We start from the raw sequence: 16,350 nt of genomic DNA, 5'->3' as shown, positions 1-16,350 counted from the left end.
TATGAAGCAATTTACTGACATTTTTAAGAAAATCGGGCATCTCATGAAGGTGACGGCCAGGGAATTTATTGAAGATGATGCCGTAAAACTGAGTGCAGCCCTGTCATACTATACCATCTTTTCATTACCACCTTTGTTGATTATCATTATAAGTCTTAGTGGATTATTCTTTGGTGATGATGCAGTACGTGGGGAGCTATTCAGCCAGATAAACGGACTGGTAGGCAATGCTTCCGCTTTACAGATACAGGAGATTATAAAGAACGTTAAGCTTTCGCATAGCAATGTATTTGCTACCATAGTTGGAGTCATTTTCTTACTGGTAGGAGCATCGGGAGTGTTCGCTGAAATACAGGATTCTATCAATTTCATTTGGGGTATCAAAGCTAAACCTAAAAGAGGGTTTATCAAGTTCCTGAAAAATCGCCTGATGTCGTTTTCAATGATCGGATCAGTAGGATTCCTGTTACTGGTAAGCTTAATTATCAATTCACTTATGGATATCCTGAACAGGAGGCTTGCATTGTATATTTCCCATGAATCAGTTACCCTCTTCTATATCCTGAACTTATTGATTGTTTTCTTTATAATCACACTATTATTTATCCTGATATTTAAAACCTTACCTGATGGGAAAGTGAATCTGCGCGACAGCTTCGTCGGAGCTTCTTTCACAGCATTCCTCTTCATGATCGGGAAATTTGCCATAGGTGCTTACCTGGGCCGGTCATCCATTGCATCCTGGTATGGAGCGGCAGGTTCCGTTATCCTGATCCTGGTCTGGGTGTATTACTCTGCCATCATCTTATACTTTGGCGCTGAATTCACCAAAGTTTATGCATTTAATCACGGACAGAAAATAATCCCGAATGCGTATTCTGTCCGCATCCAGAAGGAATACTGATTCTTACCTGAGAAATTGACGGGCTTTATGGATTTTATTCCTTTTGGCTTAGGTGTGAATTTTACAGATATATTGATCAGTTATATAACTCTACTGCATGCTTTGAATCGCACCTTTGGCATGTCTCAATTCATTGGGATGTGGCAAAAAAAAACAGGTGATATAGTCATGATGGGTATAAAACACCAAACGAAAATAATAATATAATCAACCGGGTGGATTCGCAGTATGTCGGGAAGGCCGGCTTTTGACCCGTAAAAAATGAAAATTACAAATGAAAATATATAAAACCAGGTTAGGAAGGGTCACCATTCGGATAATCATTTCATGCCTGATCCTGTTGGTTTGTGCTATTCTTTTTATTTCCCCGATTGCAAAGTACCTCGTGGAAAAGTATGATGAAAGATACCTCGGCAGACAAATAACAATGGATTGGATATATGTAAATCCTTTTACAGGATTTATAAATATCCATAATCTTAAAATCTTCGATTCCCAAAGTATCGATAGTACTTCGAACGATAGCATCGCCTTCTCAGCAAATAGTGTGAAAGCTAATTTTGCAGTGTTTAAACTCTTGTCGAAAACGATTCAAATAAGCAGTATCACTTTAGTCAAACCCAATGGAATAGTAGTTCAATCCGGAAATAAATTCAATTTTGACGACCTGGTACAAAAGTTTTCATCTCAAACATCTGACTCAATAGCTACAAAATCAGGATATCAATTCAACATCTATAATATTAAAGTAATTGAGGGTGAATTTTATTACAGGGAGCAGAAAATCCCTATCAATTATTCCATCAGGAATGCCAATTTTGAAAGCAAAGGAAAGCGATGGGACAGTGATAGCCTTTCGGTACTTTTCAACTTCCATTCGGGGAATGGGAAAGGATTTGCGGATGGTGATTTTATGATCAATTTCAATAACCTGGACTATCGCTTCGATGCTGTTATTAAAGAATTTGACCTGGCTATCCTTGAACAGAACCTCAGGACGATGTCGAATTATGGCCACTTCATTGCCAGTCTTAATGCCGACTTTATTGCTTCCGGGAACTTCAGGGACCTGGAAATCCTCGATGCGAAAGGATTATTTGAATTGAATGATTTTCATATTGGCAGAAAAAAGGGGGATGATTATGCGGCATTTCAGAAATTGTCCGTTCAAATCACGGAACTGAGCCCGAGAAACCGCCTATACCTGTTTGACACTATTTCAGTAAGCCATCCCTATTTTAAATATGAAAGATTTGATTACCTGGATAACCTGCAAAGGATGTTTGGAGAAGATGGAGCCAACATTCAGGCATCCCTGGCAACACCAGCACGATTCAACCTGGTAGTTGCTATTGCCGGTTATATTAAATCATTGGCTAAGAATTTCTTCAGAAGCGACTTCACCATTAATAAACTGCAGGTTAAGGATGGTTGCCTTGAATTTAATGATCATGCACTCAATGAAAAGTTCTCCGCAAAAATTAGTCCGCTGGAAATTGATGCTGATTCTGTCGACCGCAATCATAAAAGGGTAGGGGTGATATTGCGAGCTGGGATTCTGCCCTATGGAAAGGTTTTGCTCACGCTGGATATAAATCCAAGGGATAGCGGGGATTTTGAATTTCGATACCACCTCCAGGGCGTTTCCATGGCAATGTTCAATCCATATCTCATCTCATACACCTCCTTTCCTCTCGACAGGGGCACCGTCGAACTAAAGGGAACCTGGTTAGTCAGGAATTCAATGATTAACAGTGAGAACCATTTAATACTGATAGATCCAAGGATCACGAAACGTGTCCGTAACAAGGCGACAAAGTGGATACCCCTGCCATTGATCATGGCTTTTGTTCGTGAACGAGGAAATGTGATTGATTATGAAATTCCAATCAGCGGGAGCCTTAAGGATCCGGCATTCAATCTGAAAGATGTGCTCCAGGACTTATTGAGCAATATTTTTGTGAAACCGGTTACCACCGCTTATCGTATGCAGGTAAAATCAGTGGAAAATGAAATTGAGAAATCACTCACACTAAAGTGGCCTTTGCGGAAAGGGAAACTGGATGCAAAACAAATTAAATTCTTAGGGAAAATGGCTGATTTCCTGGCCGATAACCCTGCTTCTTCAGTAGATGTATATCCAATGCAATTCGAGGATAAGGAGAAAGAATATATCCAACTGTTTGAAGCCAGAAAGAAATACTTCCAGGTGAAAAATCACCTTAATGCAAAATCACTTAGTCAAACGGACTCAATAAAAGTGGAAAAGATGTCGGTAAAAGACTCCCTTTTTATCCACTTTCTGGATGCATTTGGTTCAAATAAATCGATGTTCACAAACTATGAGAAATGTCATAATCTAGTGAGTGAACAAGCAATTCTAGCCTTGTTCGAAAAACTTAATAAAGAAAGATGGGAGTTATTCATTTCCTGTTTTCCTGAAAAAACCATAAGTCAGAGAATTCACAGGCATAAAGCAGTCAGTACAATTCCCTTTAACGGGTATTCGTATTATAAGCTTTCTTACAAAGGAACCCTTCCTTCTTCCTTGCTAAAAGCCTATGAAAAAATGAACGATTTAAACAGTGAAGCCCCCAGGAGCAGGTTCAGGAAATACAGGGAGAAAAATAATACCGGCCCGATTAAAAATTGATTTTCAAAACATGTGAATCATGTAAGGATTATATTTAGTTATGTAACATAGTTCATAGCAAAGTAGCTCAATTTTGCATATCTAATTCCAAGTTATTATGAAAAACAAAATACCAATGCATCTTTTGGTGGTTACTCTTATCATGCTGATATTCATATCATGCGGACCCGGGAAAAAGCTTCTGTTATCCGAAGCCAAAGTTGATGCGCTGGAAAAAGCAAATTCTGCTTCCGCTAAACAATTATATGAATGCGATAACCAGCTCAATTCACTGAAACTGGAGAAAACCAACTTGCTGCTGGCCAATGCCAGGTACCAGGATGATTTAAGTGCATTAACCACATCTTCTGATCTCACCATTGCTGACCAGGCAAAAAGATTAAAAAATCTCCAGGAAATTATTCAAACACAAAAAAATGCAATGACCACTTTAAAGTCATCATTGACTGATGCACTTGTTAAGTATGGCTCCGATGAACTTACTGTTTACTTCAAAGATGGTAATGTACATGTGGCATTACAGGAAAAATTGCTGTTCAAATCCGGAAGTGATGTTGTGGATCCAAAGGGGAAAGAAGCGCTCAAATCGCTTTCAGAGGTTCTCAATAATGCTGGAAATATAACTGTTCTCATTGAAGGACATACCGATAATATCCCTATCAAAACAAAAGTCTATAAGGACAACTGGGATCTGAGCACTGCCAGGGCCACTGCTATTGTTCGTATCCTGACAGCTGATTTTGGTTTTGATTCGAACAGGATCACCGCCTCGGGCAAAGGTAAATTTCATCCGGTAAATACAAATGAATCAGTTGAAGGACGTGCCGGAAACCGCAGAACAGAAGTCATCCTGTCACCTGATATGAAAGAACTGTATTCATTGTTAAATCAATAGATTAATTTGAATCTATCCATGAAATTGCTGAAACCAAAAATTGCCATAATTGGTGCCGGAAATGTGGGAAGCACTTTTGCATTTTCATTGATGATCAGTGGATTGGCCAGGGAAATTGTACTGATTGACCTGAATGAGGAATTGGCAAAGGGAGAATGCATGGACCTGAATCATGGCTTGAGTTTTAGCCACCCTACAAAGATCTATGCTGCCGGTTTCGAAGCCTGTAAAGAAGCAGATATTGTGGTAATTGCAGCTGGGGCTAACCGTCAACCCGGGCAATCCAGGATTGATTTATCCCATGAAAATGTAGCCATTTTTAAACAGGTCATCCCTGAAATTATCAAAAATACTACAGAGGCAATTCTATTGGTCGTTACCAATCCGGTCGATATTCTAACCTATGTTACACTGAAACTTTCAGGGCTTCCTGTTGGAAAGGTGATTGGATCAGGTACCGTATTGGATACGGCCCGTCTAAGATTCCTGGTCAGCGAATTCTGCAGAGTCGACCCGGGAAATATACACGCATACATCATAGGTGAACACGGTGATTCAGAACTTGCAGTCTGGAGTAATGCTACCATTGCAGGAATGCCAATTGATAAATATGCCGAATATGCTCAAATGGAAAATGTAAACACTGTTCTGGATCAGATTCTTACTCAGGTAAAAACTTCCGCCCAGCAAATCATTAAAGCTAAAGGGGCAACAAATTACTCTATCGCATTGGCATTATTGAAGATTACAAGGTCTATCCTCAGAAGTGAAAATACAATTTTGCCTGTATCGACTTTAATCACTGACTATTACGGAATGAGTGATGTCTGTATCAGTGTTCCATCCATCATAAATAGCAGCGGTATCGATCACTATCTTCAACTTGATCTTACTGAGTATGAACAGAAATTATTCAGAAAATCAGCTGAAAGTCTTAAACTCATTATTAAAACCATCCGGCTTTAAAAATTCAGTGAATAATGTAATTTATTCTCAGAATTGTATAAAGTAAAAAATTGATTATCAGGGTATTTTTATGATTATTATGGAAAGCAAAAATTCTCCTCGTACTAAATCTGGAATCGTAATGCCTGCAATAATTTGTCCTGCTATTTAGAGAGAGCGGAAATTAGCTTCCACAATATTAATGCCTTGGATTTTTCGAATACCAGTATTGTAATACATTGCGAATGAAGGGACTGCCTTTTTAAAGCACTGCAGGAAATCAGGGCAGGGGGAATAGATTGCAGAAGTGAAATATATGAAAACTGATAAAAGTACTCATCAATCAAGGCTTGTAGCATCAGAAATCCGCTACCGGCGCCTTTTTGAGACTGCAAAGGATGGTATTTTGATTATAAATCCTACCACAGCGCAAATCGTAGATGCAAATCCATTTATCCTGGAAATACTACAATGTGATCTGGAACATGTTACCGGAAAACAACTTTGGGAAATCGGGCTGTTCGCAAATAAGGAGGAGTCGAAGAAAGCGTTCAAAGAATTAAAAGTGAACCGGTATATCCGGTTTAATGACATGCCTTTACTCCGGAGGAATGGTCATACTGTGGCGGTGGAATTCATCAGCAATGTTTATAAAGTGGACAATTTGGATGTCATCCAGTGCAATATCAGGGATATCTCTGCCCGAAAAAGTGCAATGGAATCACTGCAGGAAAATGAGCAATTATTATCCAGGACCCAGCAGATTGCCCATATTGGCAGCTACATGTATTACTTCAAAGATGACGAAGTAAAATGGTCAGATGAAATGTATCAGATCTTTGGAATGGTAAAGGAAACTTTTAAATTATCTATAGAGGCCTTTATTAATTGTATTCATCATGACGACAGGCATTTATTGCTTGAATGGATTTCAAAAACTTCCGGAGGGGGCACTCCTGCGGAGTTGGATTTCAGGATCATACGACCCGATGGTTCTGTCCGGGAGTTGCATGGAACAGGAATTCTTCAAAATGATGCATCAGGGCAACCTCATCATGTAATCGGTTCTGCACAAGATATTACTGAAAGGAAAACCATTGAGATTGAGCTCATGAACAGTGAAAAGCATCTGAAAGAACAAAATGTACAAATCACAGAACTTAATAACAGCTATTTACAATTGAATGAAGAATTAAAACAAAGCTTACGGCAAATTCAGACCATGAATAAAGACCTCCTGATTGCCAAAAACAAAGCAGAAGAATCTGATAAACTTAAAACTTCATTCCTGGCAAACATAAGTCATGAAATCCGTACTCCCATGAATGCCATTATGGGGTATTCTGATTTTTTACTGGATGTTAATCTGAACAAAACAAAAACGGAACAATTTGTCAGGATTATTCATAACAGTTGCAATCAACTCCTGTCAATAATCAGCGATATCATTGATATTTCAAGAATTGAATCGGGTGAACTGGTGATTAAAACTACCAGGGTCAACCTTAATCAAATTCTGTATGAAACCTTTAATGCCTACAAAGAAATATCAAAGGTAAAAGGAATTAACCTGGTATATAATGCCAGGCCAGAATATCAATATGTTGAGATTGAAACCGATCTGAATTGGCTAAGACAGGTGATTAACAACCTGATGTGTAATGCCATAAAATTTACCAGGGCCGGAGATGTCACCTTTGGATTTGAGATCAAAAAAGATTTCACCGAATTCTATGTAAAAGATTCGGGTATAGGAATCGATAAGAAACACCATTTAAAAATCTTTGAAAGGTTTAGGAAAATTGATGCATCAGCTGATACTCTTTACGGTGGTAACGGATTAGGCCTTTCCATTTCCAAAGCATTGATCGAAAAACTGGGAGGCTCCATCTGGCTTCAGTCAGAACCGGGTAAGGGCTCATCTTTCCATTTTACTATACCTCTCATTTTAATCATTAATAAAACCGCTCAGGAAGAAAATAATATCAAGGTTCAGGTTTGCCCCGACTGGACTTCAACTACCATTTTAATTGTGGAAGATGATGTTTCCAATCATATATACCTCGAGGAAATCCTGAAACCCTTAAATGTCAGGCTGTATCATGCCTGGGATGGAGTCAATGCAATTGAAATCGTTAGAAATCACGATGATATTTCCATCGTCCTCATGGACATCATGATGCCATTATTAAACGGAATAGAAGCAACACGCATAATTAAATTAATTAACCCAACGCTTCCGGTAATTGCTTTGACGGCCTATGCAAATGACTCTGCAAAACTACAAGCCCTGGAAGAAGGTTTTGATGGATGTTTGTCGAAACCCATGCAAAAAAGTACCCTCATCGAATTTATAGCAAAGCATCTAAACTTCTAAAAAACAATAAATTGACAAATACAGATTTTCAAAGCAAGCTGATAAATCTACAGGCAAGTCTTTTAAGGCTGGCCTACAGATTGACCTACAATAATGAAGATGCTAAGGACCTTGTACAGGAAACCTTATTAAAAGCATTAATCTACAAGGAGTCATTCAGGTCTGATTCAAACCTGAATGCATGGGTGAATACCATTCTGAGAAATACCCATATAAATAATTACCGACGCTCACTGTGTCATAATGCTCTGATTGCGCAATCTTCAGAGTTGAAGACAGGAAATATGGAACATATCTATGGTAGCGAAGAACCTGATTCCATCTACACATCGAAAGAACTTGAAAGAATCATAGAATCACTCGACGATCACCTGAAATTACCTTTCAAAATGCATCACACTGGTTATAAATACAAAGAAATTGCTGAAGAACTGGAATTGAAAATCGGGACAGTTAAAACCAGGATTTTTGCTTCCAGGAAAAAGATCAAAAGCCAGCTTAACTGGCATTAGCCTTAATAGCTCTGGCTGATCCCAGGTTATGCAGCCCGGAGAATAAAATCAAAATTACAGTGTAAAGTACTGCTTACAAGAATAACATTAATTCAAAATCATCATGAAATCACATCTCAAAATAATTCTGATAGGGTGTATGATCCTATTCATGGCTATACTGATGCCGAACCAGTTAAAATCACAGCAATATTCGGTGAGTTTCCAGGTATTCTATGATCAGTTAAGTCCATACGGACAATGGGTGGATTATCCAAATTACGGATATGTCTGGATCCCTGATGCAGGGCCTGATTTTGTGCCATATGCATCTGATGGTTACTGGGTAAACACTGATTATGGCTGGACATGGGTTTCTGATTATGAATGGGGATGGGCTCCTTTCCATTACGGACGCTGGGACTACAGTGATTATTACGGATGGCTTTGGGTGCCTGATAATGAATGGGGGCCTTCGTGGGTTACCTGGAGAAGAGCTGAAGGTTATTATGGCTGGACTCCAATGGCACCAGGTGTGAGCATTGAAATTAGCCTGGCCAGGAATTACAATCACCAAACAGATCACTGGATTTTTGTCCGTGATCAGGATTTTGAAAGACCCCATATTAACAGGTATTTCGTTGATCGCAACCAACAGGCAAGAATCATCAACAATTCAACGGTTATCAATACTACTTATATCGACAATAGCCGGAATACTACTTATATCACAGGACCCGGAAGGGAAGAGGTACAAAGGGCTACCGGAAGAAAAGTTAACCACGTTGCTATTCAGGAAAACAATAAACCGGGCCAGCAATTGAGGGATGGACAAATGAACATATATCGTCCCAGGGTAGAGCGGCATAGTGAAAAAGCACAGAAACCCGCACCTTCAAAAATCACGAATATAAAGGATGTGAAACGCCCTGCCGAACGAAACATTTTAGCCCAGCCCAATAACCAAAATCCAGCGCAAAATACCAGGCAGGATAAACAAGCCGGAAAGGTAGCTCCTAAGGGAAATAATAAGGCAACACCCCTTCAGCCCCGCACTAATGAGCCAAATCAGAGGAATAACTCAAAAAAGCAGGCAACGGATGTGAAATCTGAAAAGAGGAATAAAACTGAAAATTCGAAAAAACAGAATCCAACATTAGAGAAACCTTCTGGTAATGAACCGGAAAGGCGACAACCTGCAAGGACTCAGCCCACAAATAACCAACAGAAAAATAAAGCGGTTAATCAAAAGATAGAGAAGCCTTCCAGGAATGAATCCCGACCTGCAAGGACTCAGCCCGCAAATAACCAACAGAAAAATAAAGCGGTGAATCCAAATGTTATTAAACCTGGAAATGAACCGGCAAAGCAACAACAAAATGCTGTTGAACCAGGAAAGAATAAAAATCCCCGGAATGTGAAGCCTCAGAATACAAATCCCACAAAAAACAAGGAGTCAAGGAAGAGCCGGAAAACGACCAAACCCCGTGAAAATGGTACAAATGATCCGAAAAAAGATCCGCGGTAAAGGGTCAGAAAAGGGTTATTCTATTATAAGTTGAATCTAATATATGTAACAAATTTGCATTTATAGATGTGTGAATTATGTAATTCTGATCAAGAATTATATAAGTGACTTGGTGAATCAGTGAATTATTTTTACATACTGCGTAAACTTGATCAATATAAATTGGGCAGGTTTTAGTGACGAATCCATTTTGTGGAACTTGAAATCGAGCGAACCTGAGTTTAAAATTTAACTAAATATATAAAAGAAGCTTTATTTTAAATCTTAATGAAAAATATCAAGTTAAGCCTATGAAAAAATCATCCATGGTACAAACAGATTTCCAGGCAGTTAGCAACATGAAAGGTGTTAGTAATAAGTCAGTGAATACTACCAAATTATTCAGCAATGTTCAGATGCAAAAGCTGATTGAAAGAAATGCATACCTGGAGGAACTTATAGAGCAAAGAACTGTAAAGCTAACAGAGGTTGTCGCAACAAATACCAAGTTTATATCCATCATCGCACACGACCTGAGAAGCCCCTTTAATTCTATTATCGGGATACTCGAAATACTCAAGGATAGCCTGGGAGAATATGATATTAATGAAATTGAGAAGTATATAAATATGGTTTCGGAATCTGCCAACCGTACACTGAACCTGCTTGATAACTTGCTGGTATGGACGATCTCGCAGAACAAGGAGAAAAATTTCAACCCTATAAAAATCAATTTACATGAACTTTTGGATGATGAAGTAAATAACAATGAAACACATGCGGTTCAGAAACGTATTACTCTTAATCATTCCATTAAACAAGATATTTTTATAAATGCAGATGTGCAGATGATCAGGACCATCCTGAGGAATTTGATTGGAAATGCCATAAAATTCACTCCTCCCGGCGGGGAGATTACGATAACTGCTAAAGAGAATCTGCATTTTGTTCAGATTTCTGTAAAAGATACCGGGATTGGTATCTCCCTTGCGGAACAGGCTCAACTATTCAAAGGATCGTCAATCCATTCAACAACAGGTACCAATAATGAGCCAGGCATGGGAATCGGATTAATCCTTTGCAAGGAATTTGTTGAGTTGCATGGCGGTTCCATCAAAGTTGAAAGTAAGCCTGGAATTGGAAGTACCTTCAAATTTACAATTCCAAACTATCTGTAGTAATACTTTGGTTATAGGGTTACTAATATTCTCATCAAAGGCAATTATACAGGTGCAGAACTGCTTTTAGGTAAGTCAGGTGGCAAAAAGATATTCCTCCAGGTATCATTCAATTTGTCAGCTTAACCCGCCAGGTATGGGTTTACTTTGATCTAATAGTTAAAATTGCTACATTTGTAGAAATGGCTTTCAATTTTCAGGTATAGGTTGAAGGATCCAAGTGAATCAGGAACTACTAATCAAAGAACCTTTAAAGCCTGCGGGTATTGAAGATTTAAGGAAAAAGGGAACAATGCAAAAAAAAGATCTGCCCAAAAATAGTAAGAAACTTCCAAAAGAAGTCACAATAAAGGATCACTCTACTTTCCCAATCGTTGGAATCGGAGCGTCGGCAGGTGGTCTTGAAGCATTGGAACTTTTTCTGAGTAATGTAGAGGAAAATAGTGGAATAGCCTATGTTGTGGTTCAGCACCTGGATCCTACCCAGAAAGGTATGCTCCCGGAATTACTGCAAAGAGTATCTAAACTTAAGATCTTTCAGGTAAAGGACCGGATGGCTGTAAAACAAGATTGCGTTTACGTGATACCTCCCAATAAAAGCATGTCAATCCTGAATGGCGTGCTTCATTTATTTGACCCTGTTGAAGTAAGAGGCCTCCGGTTGCCTATCGATTATTTTCTTCGTTCCCTTGCCGACGATCGCAAAGAAATGAGTGTCGGGCTTATTCTTTCCGGAATGGGATCTGATGGGAGCCTCGGACTTCGTGCAATTAAAGAAAAGAATGGAATTGTAATGGTGCAGGATCCTACTACGGCAAAATTCGATAGTATGCCCCGTAATGCCATTGATTCTGTGATTGCTGATATTGTTGCCCCGGCTAATGAAATTCCTTCCAAACTCCTCGATTTTCTAAAACATATTCCAATCGCCAAATATGGCCTTGATAGTGAATTGTCAGATCAGAGCGGACTTGAAAAAGTGATCATACTGCTTCGCTCTAAAACAGGAAATGATTTTTCATTATACAAAAAAAATACCTTATACCGCCGGATTGAAAGAAGGATGGGAATCCATAAAATTGCCAAATTAACTTCCTACGTGCGCTTTTTGCAGGAAAATCCTAAAGAAGTGGATATCCTTTTTAAAGAACTCATGATTGGAGTAACCAATTTCTTCAGAGATCCAGGAGTATGGGAAAAAATACAGGATGCCATTTTACCGGACCTTATTTCCAGTCTGCCGAATGATACCATATTCCGTGCCTGGGTTCCCGGATGTTCGACCGGAGAAGAAGCTTATACCCTTGCAATCATTTTTAAAGAAGTACTCGAAAAAATGAATCCGCATGGAGGGATTTCACTTCAGATATTTGCAACGGATCTCGACAATGATGCCATTGAAATTGCCAGGAAAGGGTTATACCAGTCTAATATTGTGGCTGATATTTCAGCTTCCCGTCTCAGCCGATTTTTTGTAGCTTCTGATGAAGGGTACAGAGTTAATTCCGAAATCAGGGAAATGGTGGTGTTTGCACAGCATAACATCATTATGCATCCCCCATTTACCAAGATTGATATACTCTCTTGTCGTAACCTGCTCATATACATGGATGCAGAACTTCAGCAAAAATTGCTTGGACTTTTCTATTATAGCCTGAATCCTTCCGGAGTGCTGGTTCTGGGAAGTTCAGAATCGCTGGGATCATTAGGCCATCTGTTTGGTGCTATCGACAATAAATTAAAGATATATAAGCGATCCGTTACTTTACAGGTGCCGGAATTCTTTGATTTTCCATCCTCTTTTTCCAGGTCTAAACCATCCAATATTGAAAAACCTACCGTTGCTAAATCAGGGAAAAATATCCAGGAACTAGCCGATCAACTTATACTTGAGCAGTTTGCTCCGGCAGGTGTCCTGGTAAATGAAAACGGAGATATAATTTACATCAGCGGAAGAACGGGGAAATACCTCGAACCTGCTGTTGGTAAAGCAAACCTGAACATTTTTGCGATGTTAAGGGAAGGATTACGGCACGAATTCCCGATGTTCTTTCGGAAAGCTTTGGTCTCAGAATCTCCTGTTTATATGTACAATGTCAAGGTTGGGACCAATGGCGGCACTCAGCTTATTCATGTTACCATTCAATTGATTAAAAAACCTGAGCACCTTCATGGTATGGTAATGGTTATCTTCTCTGATGTAGCTGATACCCCTCATAGCAGGATCAGTCTGAAAAAAGGAGAATTTAAACAAGACCCCTCTCAGCAGTCAGCACTAGAGACCGAATTGCAACATACCAAAGAAGAAGTACAACATATCCTCGAGGAAATGCAATCCTCACAGGAAGAGTTGAAGTCCGCAAATGAGGAATTGCAATCTACAAATGAGGAATTGCAATCCACTAATGAGGAACTAACTACCTCCAAAGAAGAAATGCAAAGCTTAAATGAGGAACTGCAAACGGTAAATGCGGAATTACAGTCGAAGGTGGATGATTTTTCTCACCTGAATAACGACATGAAGAACTTGCTCAATAGCACCGACATTGCAACATTGTTTCTCGATAAAGAATTGAATATTAGGCGATTTACCATCCAGGCTACACGAATTTTCAAATTGATCAGGAGCGACATTGGCAGGCCATTTACAGATCTTGTTTCGGAATTGGAATACCCGGAACTGGCTAATGATGCTATTGAAGTGCTGCGATCTCTGGTCTTCATGCAAAAACAAATTCCAACGAGGGATGGCCGATGGTTTTCAACCCGAATTATGCCTTATAGAACCTTTGATGATCGGATTGATGGATTGGTCATTACATTCATCAATATCACTGACCTTAAACAGGTGGAAGTAAAACTGCGGGAAACAGAACATTTTAATGAAGTGCTGATGATGTCTTCGTCTGCTTTGATTATCAATCTTTCTAAAGAAAGTAAAATACTAGAGTTTAATCATTCTGCAGAAACAATACTGGGGAAAAAGAGGGAAGAAGTTTTAAATCAGAGTTTTATACAGTTATTTGTACCAAAGCCTGACCAGAAGGAAGTGGAGAGGAAAATCTCCAATATGAAGGATGACGTATCAAACGTTAGCTTCATGACCAGGTATAAAACCGCTGAAACCAAAAACATGACCATTGAATGGATTGGAATTAAAAAACATGATAGCCAATCAAATCATACAGGATTAATAATAATTTCTAAAACAATAAGTCATGATTGAAGAAGAAGAAATGGATCTGACCAATGCTCAATTGCTGCGACTAAAAGCTGAAGAAAGACTAAAAGTTCATAAACAGAAAGCAGAAGACATTATTCGTGAGATGGATTTAAAAAGGATAGTCCATGAACTGCAGGTGCATCAAATCGAACTTGAACTCCAGAATGAGGAGTTGATGAAAGCTTTCCAGATTGCCGAAAATGCACTTAAAAAGTATACCATGCTGTATGACCTGGCTCCGGTTGGCTTCTTTACCCTTGACACCGAAGGTTATATCTCTGAATTGAACTTCACAGGTGCTGAACTGCTGGGAGACAAAAGGTTTGTTTTAATCCATAAAAATTTCAAGCTTTTTGTTGCTGATTCCTCAAAGCATGAATTCACTGCATTTTTGAATAATGTGTTTGCTTCCGGCAAGAAGGAATTCTGTGAAGTAACATTGAGTTACGATAATAAGCTTTTAGGCAATGTATATATAGAAGGAATTCTGACCAGTGAAGATGGCGATTGTTTACTAACGGTAATGAATCTTTTTAATTTAAAAACCTAGAATCTGCCTAACAAGCTAAACATAATCAAGTAATAGTAACATAAAACCAGGTGATGATCTTACATATCAGGAATATGGTGAGTGATCGGTGTAAGATGATCGTGAAATCCGATCTGGAAAAGTTGGGCCTGCCTCATATTCGGCTCGAACTGGGGCTGGTAGAACTCGGGGATAACATAACTGCTGAACAATATAATCTCCTGGATTTAAATCTGCGAAATTCAGGGCTTTCCATCATTGAGGATAAAAAAAGCATTCTTATTGAGAATATTAAAATAGTAGTGATCGAACTGATCCATTATTCAACTGAAGCGTTAAAAGTAAATTTCTCCACCTATTTAAGTGATCGGTTACAACATGACTATACCTACTTATCGAACTTATTTGCAGAAAATGAACATGTTACAATTGAACATTTCTTAATTTCACATAGAATTGAACGGATCAAAGAGTTACTGATCTATGATGAAATGAATATTAATGAGATTTCGTATCTCATGCACTATAGCAGTGCAGCCCATCTTTCAAATCAATTCAAGAAAATGACGGGCCTTACTCCTTCACAATTCAAGCATCTCAGGCTTCGAAGGCGAATCACACTCGACAAGGTGTGAATGATGTAAGTTTTTTCTGAATATATGTAATACTTCCTGCTCCTGAAAATCACAATTTTGCAGGAGTTCCCGGATTGTTTCAGGGGTTGATGGAATGATCAAAATCCATCTTTACTTTAAAAACTACATGTTCAAAAATCTTATATGAAAACTAAGAAAATTACCAAGGTATTGATTGCTTTGGATTATTTCCCAACAGCCCAGAAAGTTGCTGAAATGGGCCATGAACTGGCAAAAGAAATGAATGCTCAAATCTTCCTTGTTCATGTAATTTCTGACATAGTTTATTACAGTACTGTGGAATATTCACCAATCATGGGATTTTCAGGATTCCTCAATTTGGACCCCGATGAAACCAATGGAATTAATGGTTTGAAAAAAGCAGGCCTTGATTATTTGGAAAAAACCAAGGTGCACCTTGCCGACTGGACAATTAAGACCATCATTAAGGAAGGTGAAGTTGCTCCTTCAATACTGGAAACTGCAAAAGAAATCCATGCCGATATTATCGTCGTGGGTTCCCATAGTAGAAATTGGGTGAAACATATCCTGATGGGAAGTGTCACCGAAGCCGTGCTCCATCATACAGCTATTCCTCTCATTATCATTCCAACTAAAAATTAAAAAGCGTTTATTTTTATTGCGATTCATGAGACTTTTTAATAAAAGGTGCTCAAACACTGAAAGAACAATTTTATGAACAGACGAGTGATTGTTAACACACTTTCCACGATGGTATTATTCATCGTCCTTATTTTTGTATGGGTAGATTGCCAGGCAGAACAAAGTATCATGGGAGTAAACGGGGCCATCATTGGCAACCTGAACTGGATACAAATTATACTAAGCCTGGTAATTGGAACTATTTTAGGCTTCATTCTTGCCCTGGCATTAATTAAAAGAGAAAGATAACAACATTGATAATTTAGGATTATTACGCATCAGGGATTTGTGATGAATCAGTGAATCATATAGTTATATATCTCAATTATGTAAGGACTTTCAATATGATT

At 38.7% G+C, this 16,350-nt stretch carries 13 protein-coding genes; all 13 read left to right on the top strand.

Annotated features, from left to right (window positions below; translation table 11 throughout):
• Nucleotide 1: 1 nt before the first annotated feature.
• The gene (locus IPH84_01685) at nt 2-904 is read left to right on the top strand and encodes a YihY/virulence factor BrkB family protein (GenBank protein ID MBK7171953.1); all 903 of its coding nucleotides are present in this window, start codon (nt 2-4) and stop codon (nt 902-904) included.
• A gap of 274 nt (nt 905-1,178) precedes the next feature.
• The gene (locus IPH84_01680) at nt 1,179-3,557 is read left to right on the top strand and encodes a DUF748 domain-containing protein (protein MBK7171952.1); all 2,379 of its coding nucleotides are present in this window, start codon (nt 1,179-1,181) and stop codon (nt 3,555-3,557) included.
• Nucleotides 3,558-3,654: 97 nt separating this feature from the next.
• Nucleotides 3,655-4,452 (top strand): OmpA family protein, encoded by a 798-nt coding sequence (locus tag IPH84_01675; protein ID MBK7171951.1) that lies wholly within the window; start codon nt 3,655-3,657, stop codon nt 4,450-4,452.
• 18 nt (nt 4,453-4,470) lie between these two features.
• Nucleotides 4,471-5,418, top strand: a complete 948-nt coding sequence (locus IPH84_01670; GenBank protein ID MBK7171950.1) for an L-lactate dehydrogenase — start codon at nt 4,471-4,473, stop codon at nt 5,416-5,418.
• Between the two features lie 295 nt (nt 5,419-5,713).
• Nucleotides 5,714-7,774 (top strand): response regulator, encoded by a 2,061-nt coding sequence (locus IPH84_01665; GenBank protein MBK7171949.1) that lies wholly within the window; start codon nt 5,714-5,716, stop codon nt 7,772-7,774.
• Between the two features lie 11 nt (nt 7,775-7,785).
• Nucleotides 7,786-8,286 carry a sigma-70 family RNA polymerase sigma factor gene (locus IPH84_01660; GenBank protein ID MBK7171948.1) on the top strand — a complete coding sequence of 167 codons (501 nt, stop codon included), beginning with the start codon at nt 7,786-7,788 and terminating at the stop codon, nt 8,284-8,286.
• Nucleotides 8,287-8,389: 103 nt separating this feature from the next.
• Nucleotides 8,390-9,793 (top strand): hypothetical protein, encoded by a 1,404-nt coding sequence (locus tag IPH84_01655; GenBank protein MBK7171947.1) that lies wholly within the window; start codon nt 8,390-8,392, stop codon nt 9,791-9,793.
• 290 nt (nt 9,794-10,083) lie between these two features.
• Nucleotides 10,084-10,950, top strand: coding sequence for a HAMP domain-containing histidine kinase (locus IPH84_01650; GenBank protein ID MBK7171946.1), 867 nt, complete (start codon nt 10,084-10,086; stop codon nt 10,948-10,950).
• A 292-nt stretch (nt 10,951-11,242) separates the two neighbouring features.
• Nucleotides 11,243-14,176 carry a PAS domain-containing protein gene (locus IPH84_01645; protein MBK7171945.1) on the top strand — a complete coding sequence of 978 codons (2,934 nt, stop codon included), beginning with the start codon at nt 11,243-11,245 and terminating at the stop codon, nt 14,174-14,176.
• Nucleotides 14,169-14,723, top strand: a complete 555-nt coding sequence (locus tag IPH84_01640) for a hypothetical protein (protein ID MBK7171944.1) — start codon at nt 14,169-14,171, stop codon at nt 14,721-14,723. Before IPH84_01645 ends, IPH84_01640 begins: the two co-directional genes overlap by 8 nt.
• A 53-nt stretch (nt 14,724-14,776) precedes the next feature.
• Nucleotides 14,777-15,337 carry a helix-turn-helix transcriptional regulator gene (locus IPH84_01635; GenBank protein ID MBK7171943.1) on the top strand — a complete coding sequence of 187 codons (561 nt, stop codon included), beginning with the start codon at nt 14,777-14,779 and terminating at the stop codon, nt 15,335-15,337.
• A gap of 144 nt (nt 15,338-15,481) precedes the next feature.
• Entirely contained in the window at nt 15,482-15,961 is a 480-nt protein-coding gene (locus IPH84_01630; GenBank protein MBK7171942.1) for a universal stress protein, read from the top strand.
• A gap of 72 nt (nt 15,962-16,033) precedes the next feature.
• On the top strand, nt 16,034-16,249 hold the full coding sequence (locus IPH84_01625; protein MBK7171941.1) for a hypothetical protein: 216 nt from the start codon (nt 16,034-16,036) through the stop codon (nt 16,247-16,249).
• Nucleotides 16,250-16,350 lie beyond the last annotated feature (101 nt).

The organism is Bacteroidales bacterium, from assembly GCA_016707785.1.
Taxonomy (GTDB): domain Bacteria; phylum Bacteroidota; class Bacteroidia; order Bacteroidales; family UBA4417; genus UBA4417.
The sequence above is the reverse complement of the archived record's forward strand: the minus strand, read 5'-3'. Positions and strand labels throughout refer to the sequence as shown.